The sequence below is a fragment of the Novosphingobium sp. TCA1 genome, from assembly GCF_009811895.1.
Classification (GTDB): Bacteria; Pseudomonadota; Alphaproteobacteria; order Sphingomonadales; family Sphingomonadaceae; genus Novosphingobium; species Novosphingobium panipatense_A.
In genome coordinates, this window is record NZ_BLJH01000010.1 from 140956 (window position 1) to 157892 (window position 16937).

Below are 16937 nucleotides of genomic sequence, written 5' to 3' on the forward strand. Positions count from 1 at the left end.
CCTTCGCAAGAAGACATAAGGGTGAGGACTATGCCGGGCGTGCGGGAAGAGGCGCTGATTGCGGCCATTGCGGCAGACCCTGAATATCAGGCCCTGGTACGGCGGCGGGCGCGGCTTGGCTGGTGGCTCACTGCCTTGGTGTTCTGCGCCTTCGTCGGCTACCTGCTGCTAATCGCCTTCGACAAGGCGCTGCTCGGCACGCCGATCGGAACCGGCGTGACCTCGATCGGCATTCCCATTGGCCTCGGCCTGATCCTGCTGGCGATCGCGCTGACCGGCATTTACGTCGCACAGGCCAACCGGCACTACGATGCGCGCATGGTGGCCATCCTGAAGGATCACGGCGCATGACCCCGCGCCGCCGCCTGACCTGTGCCGCCGCCATCCTTGCCGCAAACGCCCTTGCCGCGCTGCCCTTGCCCGCGATGGCGGCAGCGCTGGAGGGCGAAGCCCAGCGCCAGCCCGTGAACTGGGTCGCGATCGCCATGTTCGTCGCCTTCGTCGGCCTGACGCTCTGGATCACCAAGGCCGCCGCCGCGCGCACCCGCAGCGCCGCCGACTTCTACACGGCAGGGGGCGGCATCACCGGCTTCCAGAACGGGCTGGCGATGGCAGGCGACTATATGTCGGCCGCCTCCTTCCTCGGCATTTCGGCGCAGATCTTCAATGACGGCTACGACGGCCTGATCTATTCCACCGGCTTTCTGGTCGGCTGGCCGATCCTGCTGTTCCTGATGGCAGAACGGCTGCGCAACCTGGGGCGCTTCACCTTTGCCGACGTCGCCTCCTATCGCTTCGCCCAGCCCCCGGTGCGCAGCTTCGCGGCTGTGAGCACCCTGCTGGTGGTGAGCTTCTACCTGATCGCGCAGATGGTGGGCGCGGGGCAGCTCATCAAGCTGCTGTTCGGCCTGCCCTATGCCGTGGCGGTGGTGATCGTGGGCGCGTTGATGATGCTCTACGTGCTGTTCGGCGGCATGCGTGCCACCACCTGGGTGCAGATCATCAAGGCCGTGCTGCTGCTGGGCGGCGCCAGTTTCATGGCCCTGATGGTACTGGCGCAGATGGGCTTCTCGCTGGAGACCCTGTTCGCCCGCGCGGTCGAAGTGAAGACCCGGATGGCGCTTGCCGATGGTGCAGGCACGGCGGAAGCGGCCGAACGGGGCCGCTCGATCATGGCGCCGGGCGGCTTCATCAAGGACCCGGTTTCGGCCATCTCCTTCGGCCTTGCGCTGATGCTGGGCACGGCGGGCCTGCCGCATATCCTGATGCGCTTCTTCACCGTGCCGGACGCGAAGGAAGCCCGCAAGTCCGTGCTCTGGGCGACCGGCTGGATCGGCTACTTCTACATATTGACCTTCATCATCGGCTTCGGCGCCATCGTGCTGGTGGGCACCGAGGGCGGATACATGGACGCGGCGGGAACGCTGCGCGGCGGCGGCAACATGGCGGCCATCCACCTGGCCCATGCGATCGGCGGCAATGCCTTCCTGGGCTTCATTTCCGCCGTGGCCTTCGCGACGATCCTGGCGGTCGTGGCGGGCCTGACGCTGTCGGCCGCCTCCGCCGTCAGCCACGATCTCTACGCCACCGTGTTCAAACAGGGCGCGGCCAGCTCGGCAGACGAACTGCGCGTATCGCGCCTCACCACGCTGGCGCTGGGCGCCCTGGCCGTGCTGCTGGGACTGGTGTTCGAGAAACAGAACGTCGCCTTCATGGTCAGCCTGGCTTTCGCGCTGGCGGCCTCCGGCAATTTCCCGGTGCTGATCCTGTCGCTGCTGTGGAGCGGCTGCACCACGCGCGGCGCGGCCTGGGGCGGGACGATCGGCCTGCTCACGGCCTTCGTCCTGACACTGCTGTCACCGGCAGTCTGGACCACCACCTTCGGCCTCGGCCCGGCGCCCTTCGCCTACAGTTCGGCCGCGATCTTCTCGGTTCCGGCGGGGTTCCTGGCGATCTGGCTGATTTCCCGGTTCGACCGCTCGCCCCGCGCCGCGATCGACAAGGCCGGCTATCCCGCCCAGCGCGTCAGGGCGGAAACCGGCATCGGCGCCTTTGCCGCGAGCGATCACTGATAGGATCGGGTTGCGTTATTACTCAGTGTAATTGCAATCGATGCATTTTCTTATGAGGTTTGTCAAAGCGACCGTGCGCCTCTGCATGGGCGCTGGTCCCACTCACCGCCGCGCAGGTGATCGGCGTGAAAATTTGCATATTTTCAGCACTCAACGGTCATCGGCGCCGCGCGGGTCCTACCTGAGCCGTTAGAAAATCTTTTTTGTCAACCAATTCGATAGACATTAGCCCGTCGACTTCGTTTTTAGTCCGACAAAAGGGGCATATTGTCGTGTATCGTCTCAGCGGCGCCTTGGCGCTTCTTCTTACCAGCACCTCCGCATTCGCCCAGGAAGCCCAGCAGCGAAACGAAACGCCGGAGGCAACAGCTCCAGACGCAGAGCGGGCCGACATCATCGTTACCGGCATCCGCAGGAGCCTGGCCGACTCGCTCGCGGCGAAGCGCGATTCCGCGCAAGTCGTCGATGCGATCTCGGCGGAGGACGTCGGCAAGTTCCCCGACAAGAACATCGGCGAAGCGCTCCAGCGCGTGACCGGCGTCCAGATCACCCGCAGCGGCGGCGAGGGGCAGGCGATCACCATTCGCGGTGCCGATGCCTCGCTCAACCGCGTGGAAATCAACGGCCAGTCGGCGCTTTCCACCTCGATCGCGGCGGCAGCGGGCAACGGCAGCAATCGCGCGGTCGACTTCCGCGATCTTCCGGCCGAATTCGTCTCTCGCCTCGAAGTGCTGAAATCCGCCACCCCGGACATGACCGAGGGCGGCCTTGGCGGCACCGTACGCATCATCACCCGCCGCCCCTTCGATGCCAAGGAAGGCTATCTGGCAGGCTCCGCACAGGGCATCTACAACGAACTGGCCGACAAGGTGGACCCCAAGTTCGCCGTGATCGGGTCGAAGCTCTTCGCCCATGACACCATCGGCGTGCTCCTCTCGGGTACTTACGAGAACCGCACGATCCGCTACGATCAGGCCCGCACCACCGGCTGGCGCCAGGTCGAAACCCGGCAACCGGCAACGCCTGCCGCGCAGAACTGCCTGTCGGGACGCAACCAGGCACGCTGCGTCGATCTCGACGGCAGCGGCTTCGGCGACTTCTACCCCGATATTCCGCGCTACATCACCGCCACCGAGCCGACCAAGCGCTATGCCCTGAACGGCATTCTCGAATGGCGCCCCAACGACGACTTCCGTGCCTATGTCGAAGGCACATATACCCGCAGCGACACCATCTCGGACGACCAGTACCTCCAGCTCAGCACCACCCAGTCGGTGGCGAACGGCGGTATCGACCCCACCGGCGTCGTCATCCGCGACGAGACGGCGCAATCGGTAACCTTCATCAACGGCTCCAACGCGGGTTCGGGGCCGAGCGTCAACTATCGCAGCGTGATCGGCAGCCTCAATCGCCGGACCTTCAACGGCATCATCGGCGGCGAATGGACGACCGGGCAGTTCAAGTTCTCCGCGCGCGGCACTTATGCCGCCTCGCGCGTGCTGAACGACGAAGTGGACGTGACCGCGTCGGTATCCGGCAAGGACGCCTTGCCGTGGATCACGATCGACTACAACAACCCGCAGAACGCGCCGAACATCATCCTGCCGATCGACACCACGACCACGCAGGGCATCAACACCCTTTCGGTCGAGGCACGCCCGCGCCTCAACAAGCAGCGCGAAACCGGCGGCAAGTTCGATGCCGAGTACCGGCCCGACGAAAGCGGCTTCCTGACGTCGCTGAAGAGCGGCATCGAACTGAACCAGCTGGTCTCCAGCAGCCGCTTCCAGAACGCGGTCTATACGCTCAACGGCATCACCGGGCAGACCACGCTGACCCGCTCCGGCGTCACCGGCACCCAGGTCCTCGGCACGACGACCCCGGCCGCGCAGCTCGCCACGATCCGGGATCTGTTGAACACATATGGCGGCATGGGAGACGGCAGCTTCTTCAAGACCGGCGACCTCGGTTTCTCCGGCATCGACCGCTGGTGGAACCTCGGCCCTGATCTGGCCAATGCGATCGGCGTGCCCGATCCCTACACCAGCATCTCGCCGCTCGACACCTACAAGGTCACCGAAAAGACCATCGCCGGCTATTTCCAGGGCGCGTTCAACGCCGACCTGGGCTTCGATCTTTCCGGCGTGATCGGCGCGCGCCTGGTGCATACGCGCACCGTCTCCAGCGGTAGCCAGAGCACCGACGGCGTGATCACCCCGGCGCGCTACACGGGCGAATATACGGTGCTGCTGCCCTCACTGAACCTGCGTGCCGAAGTGATCCCGCGCAAGCTGGTGCTCCGCGCGACCGCTTCCGACGTGCTGGCGCGCCCGGCACCTTCGCAGATGGCACCCAACGTCAGGCTGGATTCCGTGGCGCTCACCGGATCGCGCGGCAATCCGGGCCTCAAGCCCTATCGTGCCTGGCAATACGACCTGGGCTTCGAATACTACCTGTCGCGCACCAACTATGTCTCGGTCACGGCATTCCGCAAGGATATCAAGTCGTTCATCGATACCCAGAGCCAGGAAGAGGAAATCGACGGGCAGGTCTACACGATCCGATTGCCGGTCAACGGCACCCAGCACGTCACTATCCAGGGCGTGGAGGCCGGGGTGCAGCTGGGACTGGATTTCCTGCCCGGACTGCTGAGCAACCTGGGCGTGACCGCCAACTACACCTTCAACAGCGACAGCGGCTATGAGGGCAAGGACTACTTCACCGGCGCCTCGCTGCCTTTCCCCGGTGTCTCGCGCAACAGCTACAATGCCTCGCTGTTCTACGACGACGGCCGTTTCGCCATTCGCGGCTCCTACAACTGGCGCAGCCGCTATCTGATCAACGCGGTGGATCGCGGCAACAACCCCTCGTTCGGCGAATCCTTCGGCCAGTTCGATGCTTCCGCAAGCTATGTGATCAATCCGCATGTCTCGGTGTTCCTGGAAGGCGTGAACCTCACCGATTCCACCCGTATCGAGAACGCCAACAGCGTCTATCGCCGCAACGTAATCGAGACGTACGGCCGCCGCCTCTATTTCGGCGTCCGGGCCAAGCTGTGAGCGCTGCGGGACTTTCACGCCGCGCGATCGTCGCGGGGCTGGCAGGCGCATGCTTCCTGCCGGCCTCAGCCTATCCCCGCGCCGGTGAACGCCTTTTCGCCGACGACTTCCGCCATGGCCTGAGGCAATGGCGGATCGAAGCGGAAGCAGGAGCGCAGGTCGCGGCAACCCGGGGCATGCTCGACATCACGGCGCCGGCAGGGCTGACGCTGTGGTTCCTGCCGCGTCTGGAAGGCCGCATTGCCATCGACTACGAAGCGCAGGCCGTGTCTGCCGGCGGCACGCATGACCGGGTGAGCGATCTCAACTGCTTCTGGATGGCACAGGACCCTGCCGCGCCCGACGGAAATGCGCTGGCCCGCCCACGTTCGGGCAAGTTCGAGGATTATGACGGCCTCGAAACCTACTACATCGGTCTCGGCGGCAACGGCAATTCCACCACGCGCTTTCGGCGCTATATCGGCAGGCCCGGCGTAAGGCCGCTTCTGCCGGAAAACGACCGGCGCGGCGCGCAAGACATGCTCGTCGCCAACCGCTGGCAGCGCATTCGCCTGACGGCCGATGGCGGGCAGATCGGGTTCTTTCGCGATGGCAGACAGCTCTTTGCCTTCGATGATCCTCGCCCCCTGACCAGCGGCCACTTCGCCGTGCGCACGACGGCCAGCCATTTGCGGCTGCGCCATTTCACCGTCTCCCATCTCTGATTTCAGGAACGCTTATGCCCTGCTCACGTCGTGCGCTGCTGCGCGCCGGTCTTCTCGGAGGCGCGGCCTTCTCCTTTCCGGGCCGCGTACTGGCCGCACCTGCTCAGTCCGCGAGCGCGGATTTGCTCTGGCTGGACGGCAAGCCGCCGCTCTGGGACGCAGGACAGAGCTTCGGCCTTCCCTGGCCGCAGGGCACTCTGCGCCGCGTGGAGCGCCTTGCCGCGCAAAGGGAGGATGGAACGGCCGTGCCGGTACAGAACTGGCCGCTGGCCTTCTGGCCGGACGGCTCGATCAAGTGGAGCGGCCATGCCCTCCCCGCCGGACATCAGGCACCGGAGCACGTGCGGATCGCCCCGGGACGCGCCCCGAGAACGGCCGAAAAGGTCACGGTCGATCTGCAAGCGGAAGCGGTGATCGTCACGGTCGGCCCCACGCGCTGGCAGGTACCGCGACAGGGACGCGCAGTGATCGCTTCCGCCGAGCGCGACGGCCGCGTGCTGCTGCGCGATGTCGCGCTGGTAGCCCGCGCGCAGGATGCCGCCTCGGGCGAGGAAGCCGAAACCGTCTCCCGGCAGGACTTCGCCAGCCGCATCGACAGCGTGACCGTCGAGCAATCCGGCCCGGTTCGCGCCGTCATCAGGATCGACGGCGTCCATGCCGGAAAAGCCCGCGCATGGTTGCCTTTCAGCCTGCGGCTCTACTTCACCAGCGGCAGCGACGCAGCGCGGATCGTGCACAGCTTTATCTGGGACGGCGATGCCGAACACGATTTCCTCTCGGGTCTGGGCGTAACCGCACGCGTACCGATGCGCGGCGCGCTGCACGATCGTCATGTCCGCCTCGCCACCGAGAACGGTCTCTTCGCCGAAGCCGTCCGCCCGCTGACCGGCCTGCGCCGCGATCCCGGCGAGGCGTTCCGCCACGCGCAGATCGAAGGCCGCGCCGCACCGGATTTCGCAGCCTTGCCTGAAAAGTTCGCACCGCTGCTGGACAGCATCCCCGCCTGGGGCGACTTCCGGCTGTTCCAGGGCTCGTCCGAGGGCTTCGTGGTGACCAAGCGAACCCGCAAGGGCCGCGCGCCGATCCAGTCGCTCGAAGGCCATCGCGCCCGGGGCCTTGCCTATGTCGGCTCCCCGCAGGGCGGCGCGGCGATCGGCATGGCCGACTTCTGGAAGCGTCACCCGGTCCAGCTCGATATCGCCAGCGCGGCCGGTGACGAGGCGGAACTTACCGCATGGCTCTGGGCGCCCGATGCCCCGGCCATGGACATGCGCTCCTATCGCGACCCCCTGGGCATGACCGACTATGCCTCCCAGAACCGGGGTCTCGACGTGACTTACGAGGACTACGAACCGGGCTGGGATTCCGCCAGAGGCATCGCACGCACCAACGAGCTATGGCTCTGGGCGCTGCCCGCCACACCCGATGCGGCAACGCTGGAAAGCTTTGCCGCCCATGTCGCTCTTCCGGCGCGCCTTCAGGCCAGCCCCGCAAGGATTCAAGCAGCGGGAGTCTTTGGAGACTGGGTCCTGCCTGCCGCCCAAGGCGCCGCGGCGCAGGCGGTGGAACGGCGGAACGACATCCTGCTCGGCCATTACCAGGGCGAGATCGCGCGCCGCCACTGGTACGGCTTCTGGAACCACGGCGACGTCATGCACACTTACGATGCCGACCGGCACCAGTGGCGCTACGACATCGGCGGCTATGCCTGGGACAACAGCGAACTCTCGACCGACCTCTGGCTCTGGTACAGCTACTTGCGCACCGGCCGCGCCGACCTGTTCCGCATGGCCGAGGCCATGACACGGCACACCGGCGAAGTAGACGTATACCATGCCGGCCCATGGGCAGGACTGGGGACCCGCCACGGCGTCCAGCACTGGAGCGACAGTTCGAAGCAGCCTCGGGTCTCCAACGCCGCCTATCGCCGCATCCATTACTATCTCACCGGCGATGAGCGCGTGGGAGACCTGATGCGCGCGCTGGTCCATTCCGACCGCGCGCTCCAGACTGTCGATATCGGTCGCAAGGTTGCGGATCGCGCGCCGGAATCGCTGCCGCCCGGCGGAATCGCGGCCGTCGCCGGGGGGAGAGACCTGCCCGAAGGCGTGATACAGCTTCAATTCGGCACGAGCTGGGGCAGTCTGGTCGCCGCCTGGTTCACCGAGTGGGAACGCACCGGCAACCGCTACTGGCGCGATCGCATCGCCGCGGGAATGGACAGCATCGCCGCCTTGCCCCGCCAGTGGTGGGCGGGGGGCGCCAACTTCGACCTTGCCAGCGGGCGGTTCGTTTCCGGCGGCGACCAGATCAGCGTCAGCCATCTCAATGCCGTGTTCGGGGTGGTGGAAATCATGGCCGAAGTGCTGCCGCTGATCGACGCTCCACGCTACCGCGCCGCCTGGATCGACTATTGCGCCTGGTACAATGCCCCTGCCGAGCAGTGGCAAAGGCGCTTCGGCGAAGCGCCGCGCGGGCACAACCTGCGGCAGGCCCACTCGCGCCTGACCGCCTATGCCGCCCATGCGCTGGGCGATCGTGCCCTGGCCCGGCGCGCCTGGGAAGAATTCGGCATCGGCGCGCACACTTCCGAGCCTTCCACGGTGACGGCATCCGAAGGCACCGTGGAAATTCCGGGCCTCTCCACCAACGATGCCGCGCAGTGGGGTCTGGCCGCCATCCAGAACCTTGCGCTGGTGCCCGCCGATCTGCAGCACTGAAGAGGCCGCCATCCGCAATCCCCAAGGACGACCCCCGCGCGTTCTGGACTGACGCGCCGGGGGCGATATGCAGTAGGGCATGAGATCACCCACCGTAAGCCATGCCCGTCCCAGTTCGCGCGAAATTACCGGCATCGTCGATGCGGCCCGCAAGGTCATCGCGACGAAAGGTCTTTCGGGAATGAGCCTGAGGACGGTGGCGGAGGAAGCCGGAACCTCGGTCGGCTCGATCAGCTATCGCATCGGGGATCGTGCCCGGCTGGTGGAGGCCACGCTCGACCGCGAGATCGGGATCATGGCCGAACAGCGCGTACAATGGCGCGCGCGGCTGGGACCTGTCGATCCGCTGGCGACCGGCATCCTGCCGGATCTCGTCTGCGAATGGCTGGACCAGAGCGCCGGGCCGGGACGGCATTCGGCCATCGTCACGTGCGAACTGATCCTGCTCGCCAGCCGCGAACCGGCTACGCTGCCCCGGATCGCCGAACTGCTGGACGAGCGCGAGGGCCTCTGGCGCGATATGCTGATCGGCCGGCCCCAGGCGGATCGACTGGCGAACCGGATCGCCAGCTATTGCCTGGACGAACTGCCGTTCTCCATCGTGCTGGCCGAGGAAACGGATTATCGCCTGCTGCGCCATTCGACCATTCGCGGGCTTCTGCGCGATGGGAATGCCCAGCCCGTACCCTCCGCCACGGATTGGCACATGGCGCTGGTCGACCGGCTCGCCGTTCCCGCCGCGCCCGCGCATGACGAAACCGCGCCCGTTCCCGAGGGGACCAAGGGTGTCCTCGCCGATCACATCGCCGACCTGATTGCCGGCCAGGGCGTCGGCGCACTGTCCCATCGCGCGGTCGCCCAACTCGCCGGGGTCGCGACATCCAGCGTCGCGCATCACTTCCCGGGCCAGCGGGACATCCTCTTCGCCGGGGTGGAAGCGCTCTATCGGCGAATGCGCAGCCAGATCCTGGCGCGTGACGCCAATCTCCGCACCCGCGAGATCGTGCGCCTCACGCACGAGTGCGCGCTTCAGGCCCTGACCGATCCCGCCGTCCTGCCCTTCGCCATCGACATGCGCCGTCGCCGTGCGGAGAACGTCCATCTCCAGTTCGCGGAATGGCTGGGAATTCCTCCCGGTTCGGATCGCGCAAGAGTGCAGGCCATGGTCATGGGCGTGATCGGCGCGAGCCTGCGTTTCATGGCCACGGATAGCGCCTGGCTCGCTCCGATCGATGTCCTGAAAGAATGGGGCGTTACCGTACGATCGTTTTAAACCGTCGCACTTTTAGATTTTTTATCCGGTACGATTGTCCTGAGAGAGTCACAGACTCACCCTAGAGGCCCGTCCGACAACAGGACGGAGCCCACCCATGTCTGCTTTCCAGCGCCAGCGCAGCACCCACCTTCTCTCGACGATCCTTGCCAGTGCCATCGTTCCTTTCTGGGCCATGGCCGCCCACGCCGAGGAAGCGCCCGCCGGCGAGGACGCGCTTCCCGAAATCACCGTCACGGCGGAGCGCCGCGCGGAAAGCAGCCAGAAAGTGCCGCTGGCGATCCAGTCGATCGACGGCGAGACGCTGGCGAAGACCGGCTACACTTCGGTCACCGATCTCCAGTACACGATGCCCGGCGTGCAATACGATCCGACGCAGGGCGCAGCGTTCCAGATCCGCGGCGTCGGCAGCACCTCTTTCGACTTTTCGAACGCCAAGTCGGTCAGCGTCGTCGTCGATGACGTGGTGATGGACGGGCAGCGCGCCAACGGCCTTACCGGTCTTGTCGATATCGACCGGGTGGACGTGCTGATGGGCCCGCAGGGCACCCTGTTCGGCAAGAACGCCACTTCGGGCGTGATCGCCGTCACCACGACCAAGCCCAAACTGGGCGAATGGTCCCTGCGCGGCAGCGCCAGCTTCGGCCAGCATGACGAGCGTATCCTGAATGCCACCGTGAACGTGCCGCTCGGCCCGATCGCGGCGCTTCGCGTTTCGGGCTTCGACCAGGCCTTCGATGGTTTCGGACGCAACGTCACGCTGGACCGCAAGGTCGGCTCCCAGCACGAATACGGCGGCCGCGCCCGTCTCTATCTCGAACCGTCGGACCGCTTCAACCTGACGCTCTCGGGCGACTATGCCTATCACTGGGACAGCAGCGTGCGCACGCCGGTTTCGGGCCAGTCGGCGGAACTGACCGCGATCCTCAACGAACTGGGCGTCTACCCCGGCCCCAGGAGCGCGGACACGGCGGATTCCTCCTTCGGAGAGATCACCACGGAGGAATGGGGCACCTCGCTGCGCGCCAATGCCGCCATTGGCGATCACGAACTGACCTCGATCACCGCCTATCGCGCGACCCGCTACGACAATTCGACCCCGGCCAGCCTCGCGCCCTACGACCGCTACGCTTATATCCCCTTCAACCTCGGCGAGCTGGATACCGACAAGTTCAGCCAGGAAATCCACTTCGCCTCGCCCACCGGGGGTTTCGTGGAATACCTCGTCGGCGCGTTCTACAATCGCCTTCATGCCCGCCAGACGCAGCTCCAGTGGTCGACCGGCGGCAAGCCGCTCTACGATGCCCAAGGCACCCCGCTGCCGACCCTGATCGCGCTGACCGGCGCCATCGGCGAAACCGGCAATGCCTCGCTGTTCGACTCCGTGAACGAGACCATGGCCGCGTTCGGGCAGCTCAAGTTCAACTTCACCGACCGGATCGCGCTGACGCTGGGCGGGCGCTATACGCACGACAACAATTCCCAGAGCCTGGACTATGTCACGATCAACCCGCTGCCGATCGCCGGCTATACGCCCACCTTCACGGCCTCCAGCGCCGCGCCTGCCTACGACTTCGGCCGGGTAAAGGGCGACAACTTCTCATTCCGCATCGCGCCGACCTGGCAGGTGGCCGACAATGTCATGCTCTATGCGACTTATTCCACCGGCTACAAACCCGCAGGAATCGCCTTCGTCGGCAACAAGTATGCGCCCTATGAGGACGAAACCGTCAAGGCCTGGGAAGCGGGCATCAAGTCCGAGTGGTTCGGCCGCCGCCTGCGCTTCAACCTCGACGTGTTCCGTTCCGACTTCAAGGACTTCCAGGCGACGATCCTGACCAAGATCCCGGACGGTTCGGGCGGCCTGCTCGATGCCACCGTCATCGGCAATGCCGGCGGCCTGCGCACGCAGGGCGTGGAGGGCAACCTCGTGGTGCAACCGATGCGCGGCCTCCAGCTCTCCGGCGCGCTGACCTACACCGATGCGAAGTTCACCGACTACGTCTACAACGCCACCACCAACTACACCGGCTCGCGTCTCACCAATTCGCCCGAATGGTCCGGCACCGCAGCGATCGACTACGAGCATGAATTCGGCTCGGGCCTCGGCCTGAAGGCGCATGCCGATTATGCCTATCGCAGTGAATACTGGACCGTCGTGGGCCAGCCCGACTGGTCGCACGTCGACGGCTACGGCCTCGTCAATGCGCGCATGAGCGTGACCCTGCCGAACCGCCCGATCGAGATCGGCGTCTATGCCCGCAACTTGTTCGACAAGTACTTCTCCACCGGCTGGCAGCAGTACGGTCCGCTCGGCCTGCTGCACTACACCTCGCCCAATGCGCGCCGCACGGTGGGCGGCTTCGTCAACGTCAGCTTCTGATCCGCTCTGGCCCCTCGGGACGCAAACCATGAAAAGAACGACCATCGGAGCGGTCATGACCGCCACGGCCGCGCTCCTTGCGAGCGCGGCCTGGGGTGAGGCGCAAGAGACGAAACCGGCTGACGCGGCCGACGGCATGCCGATCAACCGGATCCAGGTAATCGGCACGCACAACAGCTATGCCCTGCCCGCCGATCCCCGCACGATGACGGTCATGGCCCCGCGCCTGACCGCGCTGGCCGCGGCAATGACCGGCGCCATGTCCCCCGAACAGCGCGCCGCCATGGAAGACGAGCACCCCGGCGGCATGAGCGACATGACCGGGATGCTCGATTACGTGCAGATGCCCCTGCAGGCCCAGCTTCGCAGCGGGGTGCGCAGCATCGAACTCGATCTCCAGCCCGACCCGCGCGGCGGCGCCTATGCCGACCCGCTGCCCTACCGCGAACTGCGCGCGAAAGGGGAAACGGACCTGGCACCGATCTATCGCGAGGAACTGGCGAAACCCGGTCTCAAGGTCCTGCACCTTGCCGACCTGGACTTCCGCAGCCAGTGCCCGACCTTCCGGTCCTGCCTGACCCTGCTGAAGCAATGGTCGGATGCGGAGCCGAACCATAGCCCGGTCTTCGTCCTCCTGGAGCCCAAGCTCTCCGGTCTCGACCGCGTCATTCCGGGCGCCACGGTGGTGCCGCCGTTCGACAAGGCCCAGTTCGAGGAAGTCGACGATACCATCCGCGCCGTGCTCGGGCGCGAAAAGGTGATCACGCCGGACGACGTGCGCGGATCCATGACCACGCTGGAATCGGCCGTTCTGGCCGGGCGCTGGCCGACACTGGGCAAGGCGCGCGGGAAGTTCATCTTCCTGTTCCTGGTCCCCGCCATGAACCTCAAGGCCTTCACGCCCTATCTCGAAGGGCGGCCTTCGCTGGAGGGACGCATGACTTTCGTGCAGGGCAAGCCGGGGATGGCCCATACGGCCTTCATGCTCCAGGACAACGCCCTGACGCATGGCGACGCCATCCGCGAGGCGGTGCGCAAGGGCTATCTGGTTCGGACCCGCGCCGATATCGATACCGTCGATGCCCGCCGCGACGACGCCGTCCGCCGGGATGCGGCTCTCGCCAGCGGCGCGCAGATCGTTTCCACCGACTATCTCTCCGCCCCCAACATCTACGGCAACGGCTATCACCTCTCCCCCGAGGCGAGCGGATGGCGCTGCAATCCGGTTGCAACCGGATGTCCCGTCAGCACGGCCGGAGGCAGGAAATGACCAGTCGGCGCCCAGTGCTGTTCGGCGGCCTGTTCGGCGGATCGGCGGCGCTTATCGGCGGCCCATCCGCACTGGCGCGGTCGGCGGTAGTCCGGCCGCCTGCCGATACCGGCGCACTCTCCGGCGAGATTGCAATGCTGGAACGGCTCATGACCAGGACGCTGGAAGGAGAGCTCGGCGACGAGGCGACCGCCCGCCAGCTTGCCTCCATCATGGCCGAGGCGGGTTTCCGCTGGCACTATCCGACATTCAGCGCACGGGAAGCGGACAGCATCGTCGCCTACAGCTTCGGCTACCGCTCCGCCACCGGCAAGGTCGATCCCGATACCGGCCTGTCTGATGGAGAGGAAACCCCGGTACCGGGGCCGGTCAATGAAATGCTGGCCGAGGCTGTCCATGCCATAGCGCGGATACGCCCCGTGCGCGTCTATGCCCAATGGGAAATTGCCGAGGCCCTGGTCTCTCGATACCAGATGAAGGATGTCACGGCGATCTACCCGGTCAAGGCAGCGGACGGCAGGAAGACCTATCTGAGCACGGACGGCGTGGCGAAAGCCGCCGTGCAACTGGCAGGCTCCGCCGCCGCCCTCGGCAACGTAGCCGTGGTCGGGCACCGCGATCATGCGAAGCGCTGCATTCTCGTCTCCCGCGAGAACGGCATGCGCGCCGCCGCCGCACGCGAAGTGCCTTTGCCTGTCGAATACGATCCCGAGTCTGCCCAGCCGTGGACACGGCGGCGCGACGCCTATCTGCTGAACGACATCATCGCCCAGTTGATGATGGCAAGAACCAGAATGCGCGAAACGCTGCCGAAGTCATAATAATTCTCGGCGGAAAGAACGCCCCCGCCATATGATCGGCATAGTCATTTTCGGATACTCTCGCAAACGGCACAGTTCACGGCCGATATTATGAAAATACAATGCGCTGCGAAATGCAGCGCTCTGGATTTCATACGGGCGTCCTTCTAATTTTGCGCTGTCGGTCATGCATTGCTGCAGGCCGGCAGATCGCATTTTCAGGGAGCATCCCGTGATCGAATCCCCCACCATCTCGGAGCCCGACCGACGGACTTCGATACTCCATGTCGGCCAGGACCGGGCCGGACATTGGCTCGTCCAGGAAAACCACGGCCTTCTGGAGGGCCGCTTCATCTCGCGCGACGCCGCATGGCGATTTGCGCGCGGCGAGATCCACGCCTTTCCCGGTGGCCGCATCGTGTTCACTTCCGAAGCGATCGTGCCGGCCATCCCCTTCGATCCCCCGGTAGAATCGCTGTCGGCGCACGCCGACAAGCTCGACCGCGCAGCCTGACGGGAGGCGCAGGACATGCATTATTCCCTTGGTCTTCCGGGAGCACCCGTCTGGCCGGTCGTCTCGATCGTCGGCGCGCTGGGCCAGGATCTGGTGGGGCAGGATCTGGCGGGGCAGGATCCCCGCAGCCGCTCCCTCACCGATCGCCTTGCCCTGCTGCACCGGCGCAAGCGCCGCGCGGTTCGCATCGTCGATGTGAACTGCCGCGACGGCGCGATGCTGATCCACGCCGCCAGGGAAGCCCGGAAGCTCGGCTTCCTCTCGATCGAATGCCTGGGCGTCGATGAAGACGCCGAGCTGATCGACGATGCGCGGGACAGAGCCCATCTGGTGACGGATTCGGCGATCGGCCTCGATTTCGAAGTCGCAGCCCCGCTCGCCCGGCTTCAGGCCGAGGCCGATTTTCCGGCCGATATCGTGCTCTATCGCGAAGCGCCCGGCCTGTCGCAGGCCTTCAGGGATGCCCTGCGGCGCGCCGGTGACGTTGCGCTGGGAGGCACATCATGACCCGCAGGGACCTGTTCTGGCGCGCAGCGGGCGCCGTGCTGCTGGTCGGCGCGACGGCGGCGGAACAGCTCGCGCCCGGTAGCGGCGCCTTCCGGGGCCTGTTGACGCTGGTCCTTCTGGTGACCGCGTTCCTGGGCCTGCTGCTGCTGATCCGCGGCAAGAAGATGGCGCTGGCCCTGCGCATAGAGCGAAGCCGCCATCGCATGCTGCCCGAGCTGATCAGGGCGCGCCACCGCCAGCGGCGGGCCGAACGCCTGCCCTGACGGCAGGCCATCGAGGACGATATCCCTTGAAGCCATTTCATCACGCCGACGGCGTCCTGCACGCCGAGGCCGTCGCCCTGCCGCGGATCGCCGAAGCGGTCGGCACCCCTGCCTACGTCTATTCCGCCGCGGCGCTGCGCAGTGCCGCCCGCCGGTTCCGCGCCGCGCTGGCCGACATACCGCGCAAGCACATCGCTTTCGCGGTCAAGGCCAATCCGAATCCCGCCGTCCTCGATGTGCTTGCTCGTGAAGGGTTCGGCGCGGACATCGTTTCGGGCGGCGAGCTTGTCGCTGCCCTCGACGGCGGCATCCTGCCGGAGGAGATCGTGTTCTCGGGCACCGGCAAGACCCAGGCCGAACTCATGCAGGCACTCGATGTCGGGATAGGACAGTTCAACCTGGAGCTGGAGGCCGAAGGCCGCCTGCTGTCGCGCCTTGCGGTGGAGCGGGGGACGCGCGTGGCCGCCGTCCTGCGCGTCAATCCCGATGTCGATGCGCGCACCCATGCCAAGATCACCACCGGGCGCGCCGAAAGCAAGTTCGGCGTTCCCATGGCGGAGGCCGCCGCGATCTACGATCGCCTCGCCGCGCTGGACGGTCTCGACATGCGCGGCATCGCCCTGCACATCGGCAGCCAGATCACCGATCTTGCCCCGCTTGAGGACGCCTATCGCCGCGCCGGCGAACTTCTGGCCACGCTGCGGACAGGCGGCCACCGCGTCACCCATGTCGATCTCGGCGGCGGGCTTGGCGTATCCTACCGTTCCGGCGAGCCGGATGCCGATGTCGAGGTCTATGGCGCGATGGTGGCCCGCGTCACGCAAGGCTGGAACGTGACGCTGATGTTCGAGCCGGGCCGCTTCATCGCTGCCCATGCCGGCGTGCTGCTGACCGCCGTAACCTGGGTCAAGCCGGGGTCGGCCCACCCGTTCATCGTCGTGGATGCCGCCATGAACGACCTCATGCGGCCCGCCCTCTACGACGCCTGGCATGCGTTCTCGGCGGTGGAACCGAGCGGCCGCCGGATCGTCGCCGATATCGTCGGCCCCGTCTGCGAGACCGGCGACACTTTCGCCCGCGCCCGCGAGATCGACGATGTGAAGGCGGGCGACCTTTGCGTGTTCCACACGGTCGGCGCCTATGGCGCGACGATGGCGTCCACCTACAACGGCCGCAGCCTGGTGCCGGAAGTCCTGGTGGACGGCGACAGCGCCACGGTTATCGCCGAACGGCTCGACGCCCATGCCATCGCCCGGCAGCGCTCGGGACGGCGGAGGATCGCCTGCGCAAGGAGCCCCGTCCTTCACGCATCCTGAGCCGTTAGACGATAGGCACATGCTATTGCGAGTGATTTGCATCTAGGCTAGACGCG

The 16937-nt window shown here is 66.1% G+C and carries 13 protein-coding genes; all 13 read left to right on the forward strand.

The features are described from left to right. Positions 1–30: 30 nt before the first annotated feature. The 13 genes from NTCA1_RS13570 (at position 31) to lysA (ending at position 16881) form a co-directional block, all read left to right on the forward strand. Positions 31–351, forward strand: coding sequence for a DUF485 domain-containing protein (locus NTCA1_RS13570; protein ID WP_159830912.1), 321 nt, complete (start codon positions 31–33; stop codon positions 349–351). Further along, positions 348–2072, forward strand: coding sequence for a cation acetate symporter (locus NTCA1_RS13575; RefSeq protein WP_159830885.1), 1725 nt, complete (start codon positions 348–350; stop codon positions 2070–2072). The genes NTCA1_RS13570 and NTCA1_RS13575 overlap by 4 nt, the downstream gene beginning before the upstream one ends. A gap of 272 nt (positions 2073–2344) precedes the next feature. Then, entirely contained in the window at positions 2345–5131 is a 2787-nt protein-coding gene (locus NTCA1_RS13580) for a TonB-dependent receptor (RefSeq protein WP_236549314.1), read from the forward strand. Continuing rightward, a complete protein-coding gene (locus NTCA1_RS13585; RefSeq protein ID WP_159830886.1) occupies positions 5128–5835 on the forward strand; it encodes a DUF6250 domain-containing protein in 708 nt (235 codons plus the stop codon). Before NTCA1_RS13580 ends, NTCA1_RS13585 begins: the two co-directional genes overlap by 4 nt. 14 nt (positions 5836–5849) lie before the next feature. Further along, on the forward strand, positions 5850–8555 hold the full coding sequence (locus NTCA1_RS13590) for a Tat pathway signal sequence domain protein (RefSeq protein WP_159830887.1): 2706 nt from the start codon (positions 5850–5852) through the stop codon (positions 8553–8555). Positions 8556–8634: 79 nt separating this feature from the next. Beyond that, positions 8635–9828: a TetR/AcrR family transcriptional regulator gene (locus tag NTCA1_RS13595; protein ID WP_159830888.1), complete on the forward strand. Its 1194-nt coding sequence runs from the start codon at positions 8635–8637 to the stop codon at positions 9826–9828. Between the two features lie 97 nt (positions 9829–9925). Further along, positions 9926–12211 (forward strand): TonB-dependent receptor, encoded by a 2286-nt coding sequence (locus NTCA1_RS13600; RefSeq protein WP_159830889.1) that lies wholly within the window; start codon positions 9926–9928, stop codon positions 12209–12211. A 28-nt stretch (positions 12212–12239) separates the two neighbouring features. Beyond that, on the forward strand, positions 12240–13481 hold the full coding sequence (locus tag NTCA1_RS13605) for a Ca2+-dependent phosphoinositide-specific phospholipase C (RefSeq protein WP_159830890.1): 1242 nt from the start codon (positions 12240–12242) through the stop codon (positions 13479–13481). After that, positions 13478–14302: a hypothetical protein gene (locus NTCA1_RS13610; protein ID WP_159830891.1), complete on the forward strand. Its 825-nt coding sequence runs from the start codon at positions 13478–13480 to the stop codon at positions 14300–14302. The genes NTCA1_RS13605 and NTCA1_RS13610 overlap by 4 nt, the downstream gene beginning before the upstream one ends. A 211-nt stretch (positions 14303–14513) precedes the next feature. Further along, positions 14514–14795 (forward strand): hypothetical protein, encoded by a 282-nt coding sequence (locus NTCA1_RS13615; RefSeq protein WP_086493845.1) that lies wholly within the window; start codon positions 14514–14516, stop codon positions 14793–14795. 15 nt (positions 14796–14810) lie between these two features. Beyond that, positions 14811–15302 carry an SAM-dependent methyltransferase gene (locus NTCA1_RS13620; protein WP_159830892.1) on the forward strand — a complete coding sequence of 164 codons (492 nt, stop codon included), beginning with the start codon at positions 14811–14813 and terminating at the stop codon, positions 15300–15302. Continuing rightward, complete coding sequence (locus NTCA1_RS13625) at positions 15299–15565, forward strand: hypothetical protein (protein ID WP_159830893.1); 267 nt, start codon at positions 15299–15301, stop codon at positions 15563–15565. The genes NTCA1_RS13620 and NTCA1_RS13625 overlap by 4 nt, the downstream gene beginning before the upstream one ends. Positions 15566–15591: 26 nt before the next feature. After that, complete coding sequence (lysA, locus tag NTCA1_RS13630) at positions 15592–16881, forward strand: diaminopimelate decarboxylase (protein ID WP_159830894.1); 1290 nt, start codon at positions 15592–15594, stop codon at positions 16879–16881. Positions 16882–16937: the final 56 nt, after the last annotated feature.

What these genes read in the sequence shown, in the direction of transcription:
- NTCA1_RS13570 (WP_159830912.1), top strand. Translation starts at nt 31, where the DNA reads ATGCCGGGCGTGCGGGAAGAGGCGCTGATTGCGGCCATTGCGGCAGAC.
- NTCA1_RS13575 (WP_159830885.1), top strand. Translation starts at nt 348, where the DNA reads ATGACCCCGCGCCGCCGCCTGACCTGTGCCGCCGCCATCCTTGCCGCA.
- NTCA1_RS13590 (WP_159830887.1), top strand. Translation starts at nt 5,850, where the DNA reads ATGCCCTGCTCACGTCGTGCGCTGCTGCGCGCCGGTCTTCTCGGAGGC.
- NTCA1_RS13595 (WP_159830888.1), top strand. Translation starts at nt 8,635, where the DNA reads ATGAGATCACCCACCGTAAGCCATGCCCGTCCCAGTTCGCGCGAAATT.
- NTCA1_RS13600 (WP_159830889.1), top strand. Translation starts at nt 9,926, where the DNA reads ATGTCTGCTTTCCAGCGCCAGCGCAGCACCCACCTTCTCTCGACGATC.
- NTCA1_RS13605 (WP_159830890.1), top strand. Translation starts at nt 12,240, where the DNA reads ATGAAAAGAACGACCATCGGAGCGGTCATGACCGCCACGGCCGCGCTC.
- NTCA1_RS13610 (WP_159830891.1), top strand. Translation starts at nt 13,478, where the DNA reads ATGACCAGTCGGCGCCCAGTGCTGTTCGGCGGCCTGTTCGGCGGATCG.
- NTCA1_RS13620 (WP_159830892.1), top strand. Translation starts at nt 14,811, where the DNA reads ATGCATTATTCCCTTGGTCTTCCGGGAGCACCCGTCTGGCCGGTCGTC.
- NTCA1_RS13625 (WP_159830893.1), top strand. Translation starts at nt 15,299, where the DNA reads ATGACCCGCAGGGACCTGTTCTGGCGCGCAGCGGGCGCCGTGCTGCTG.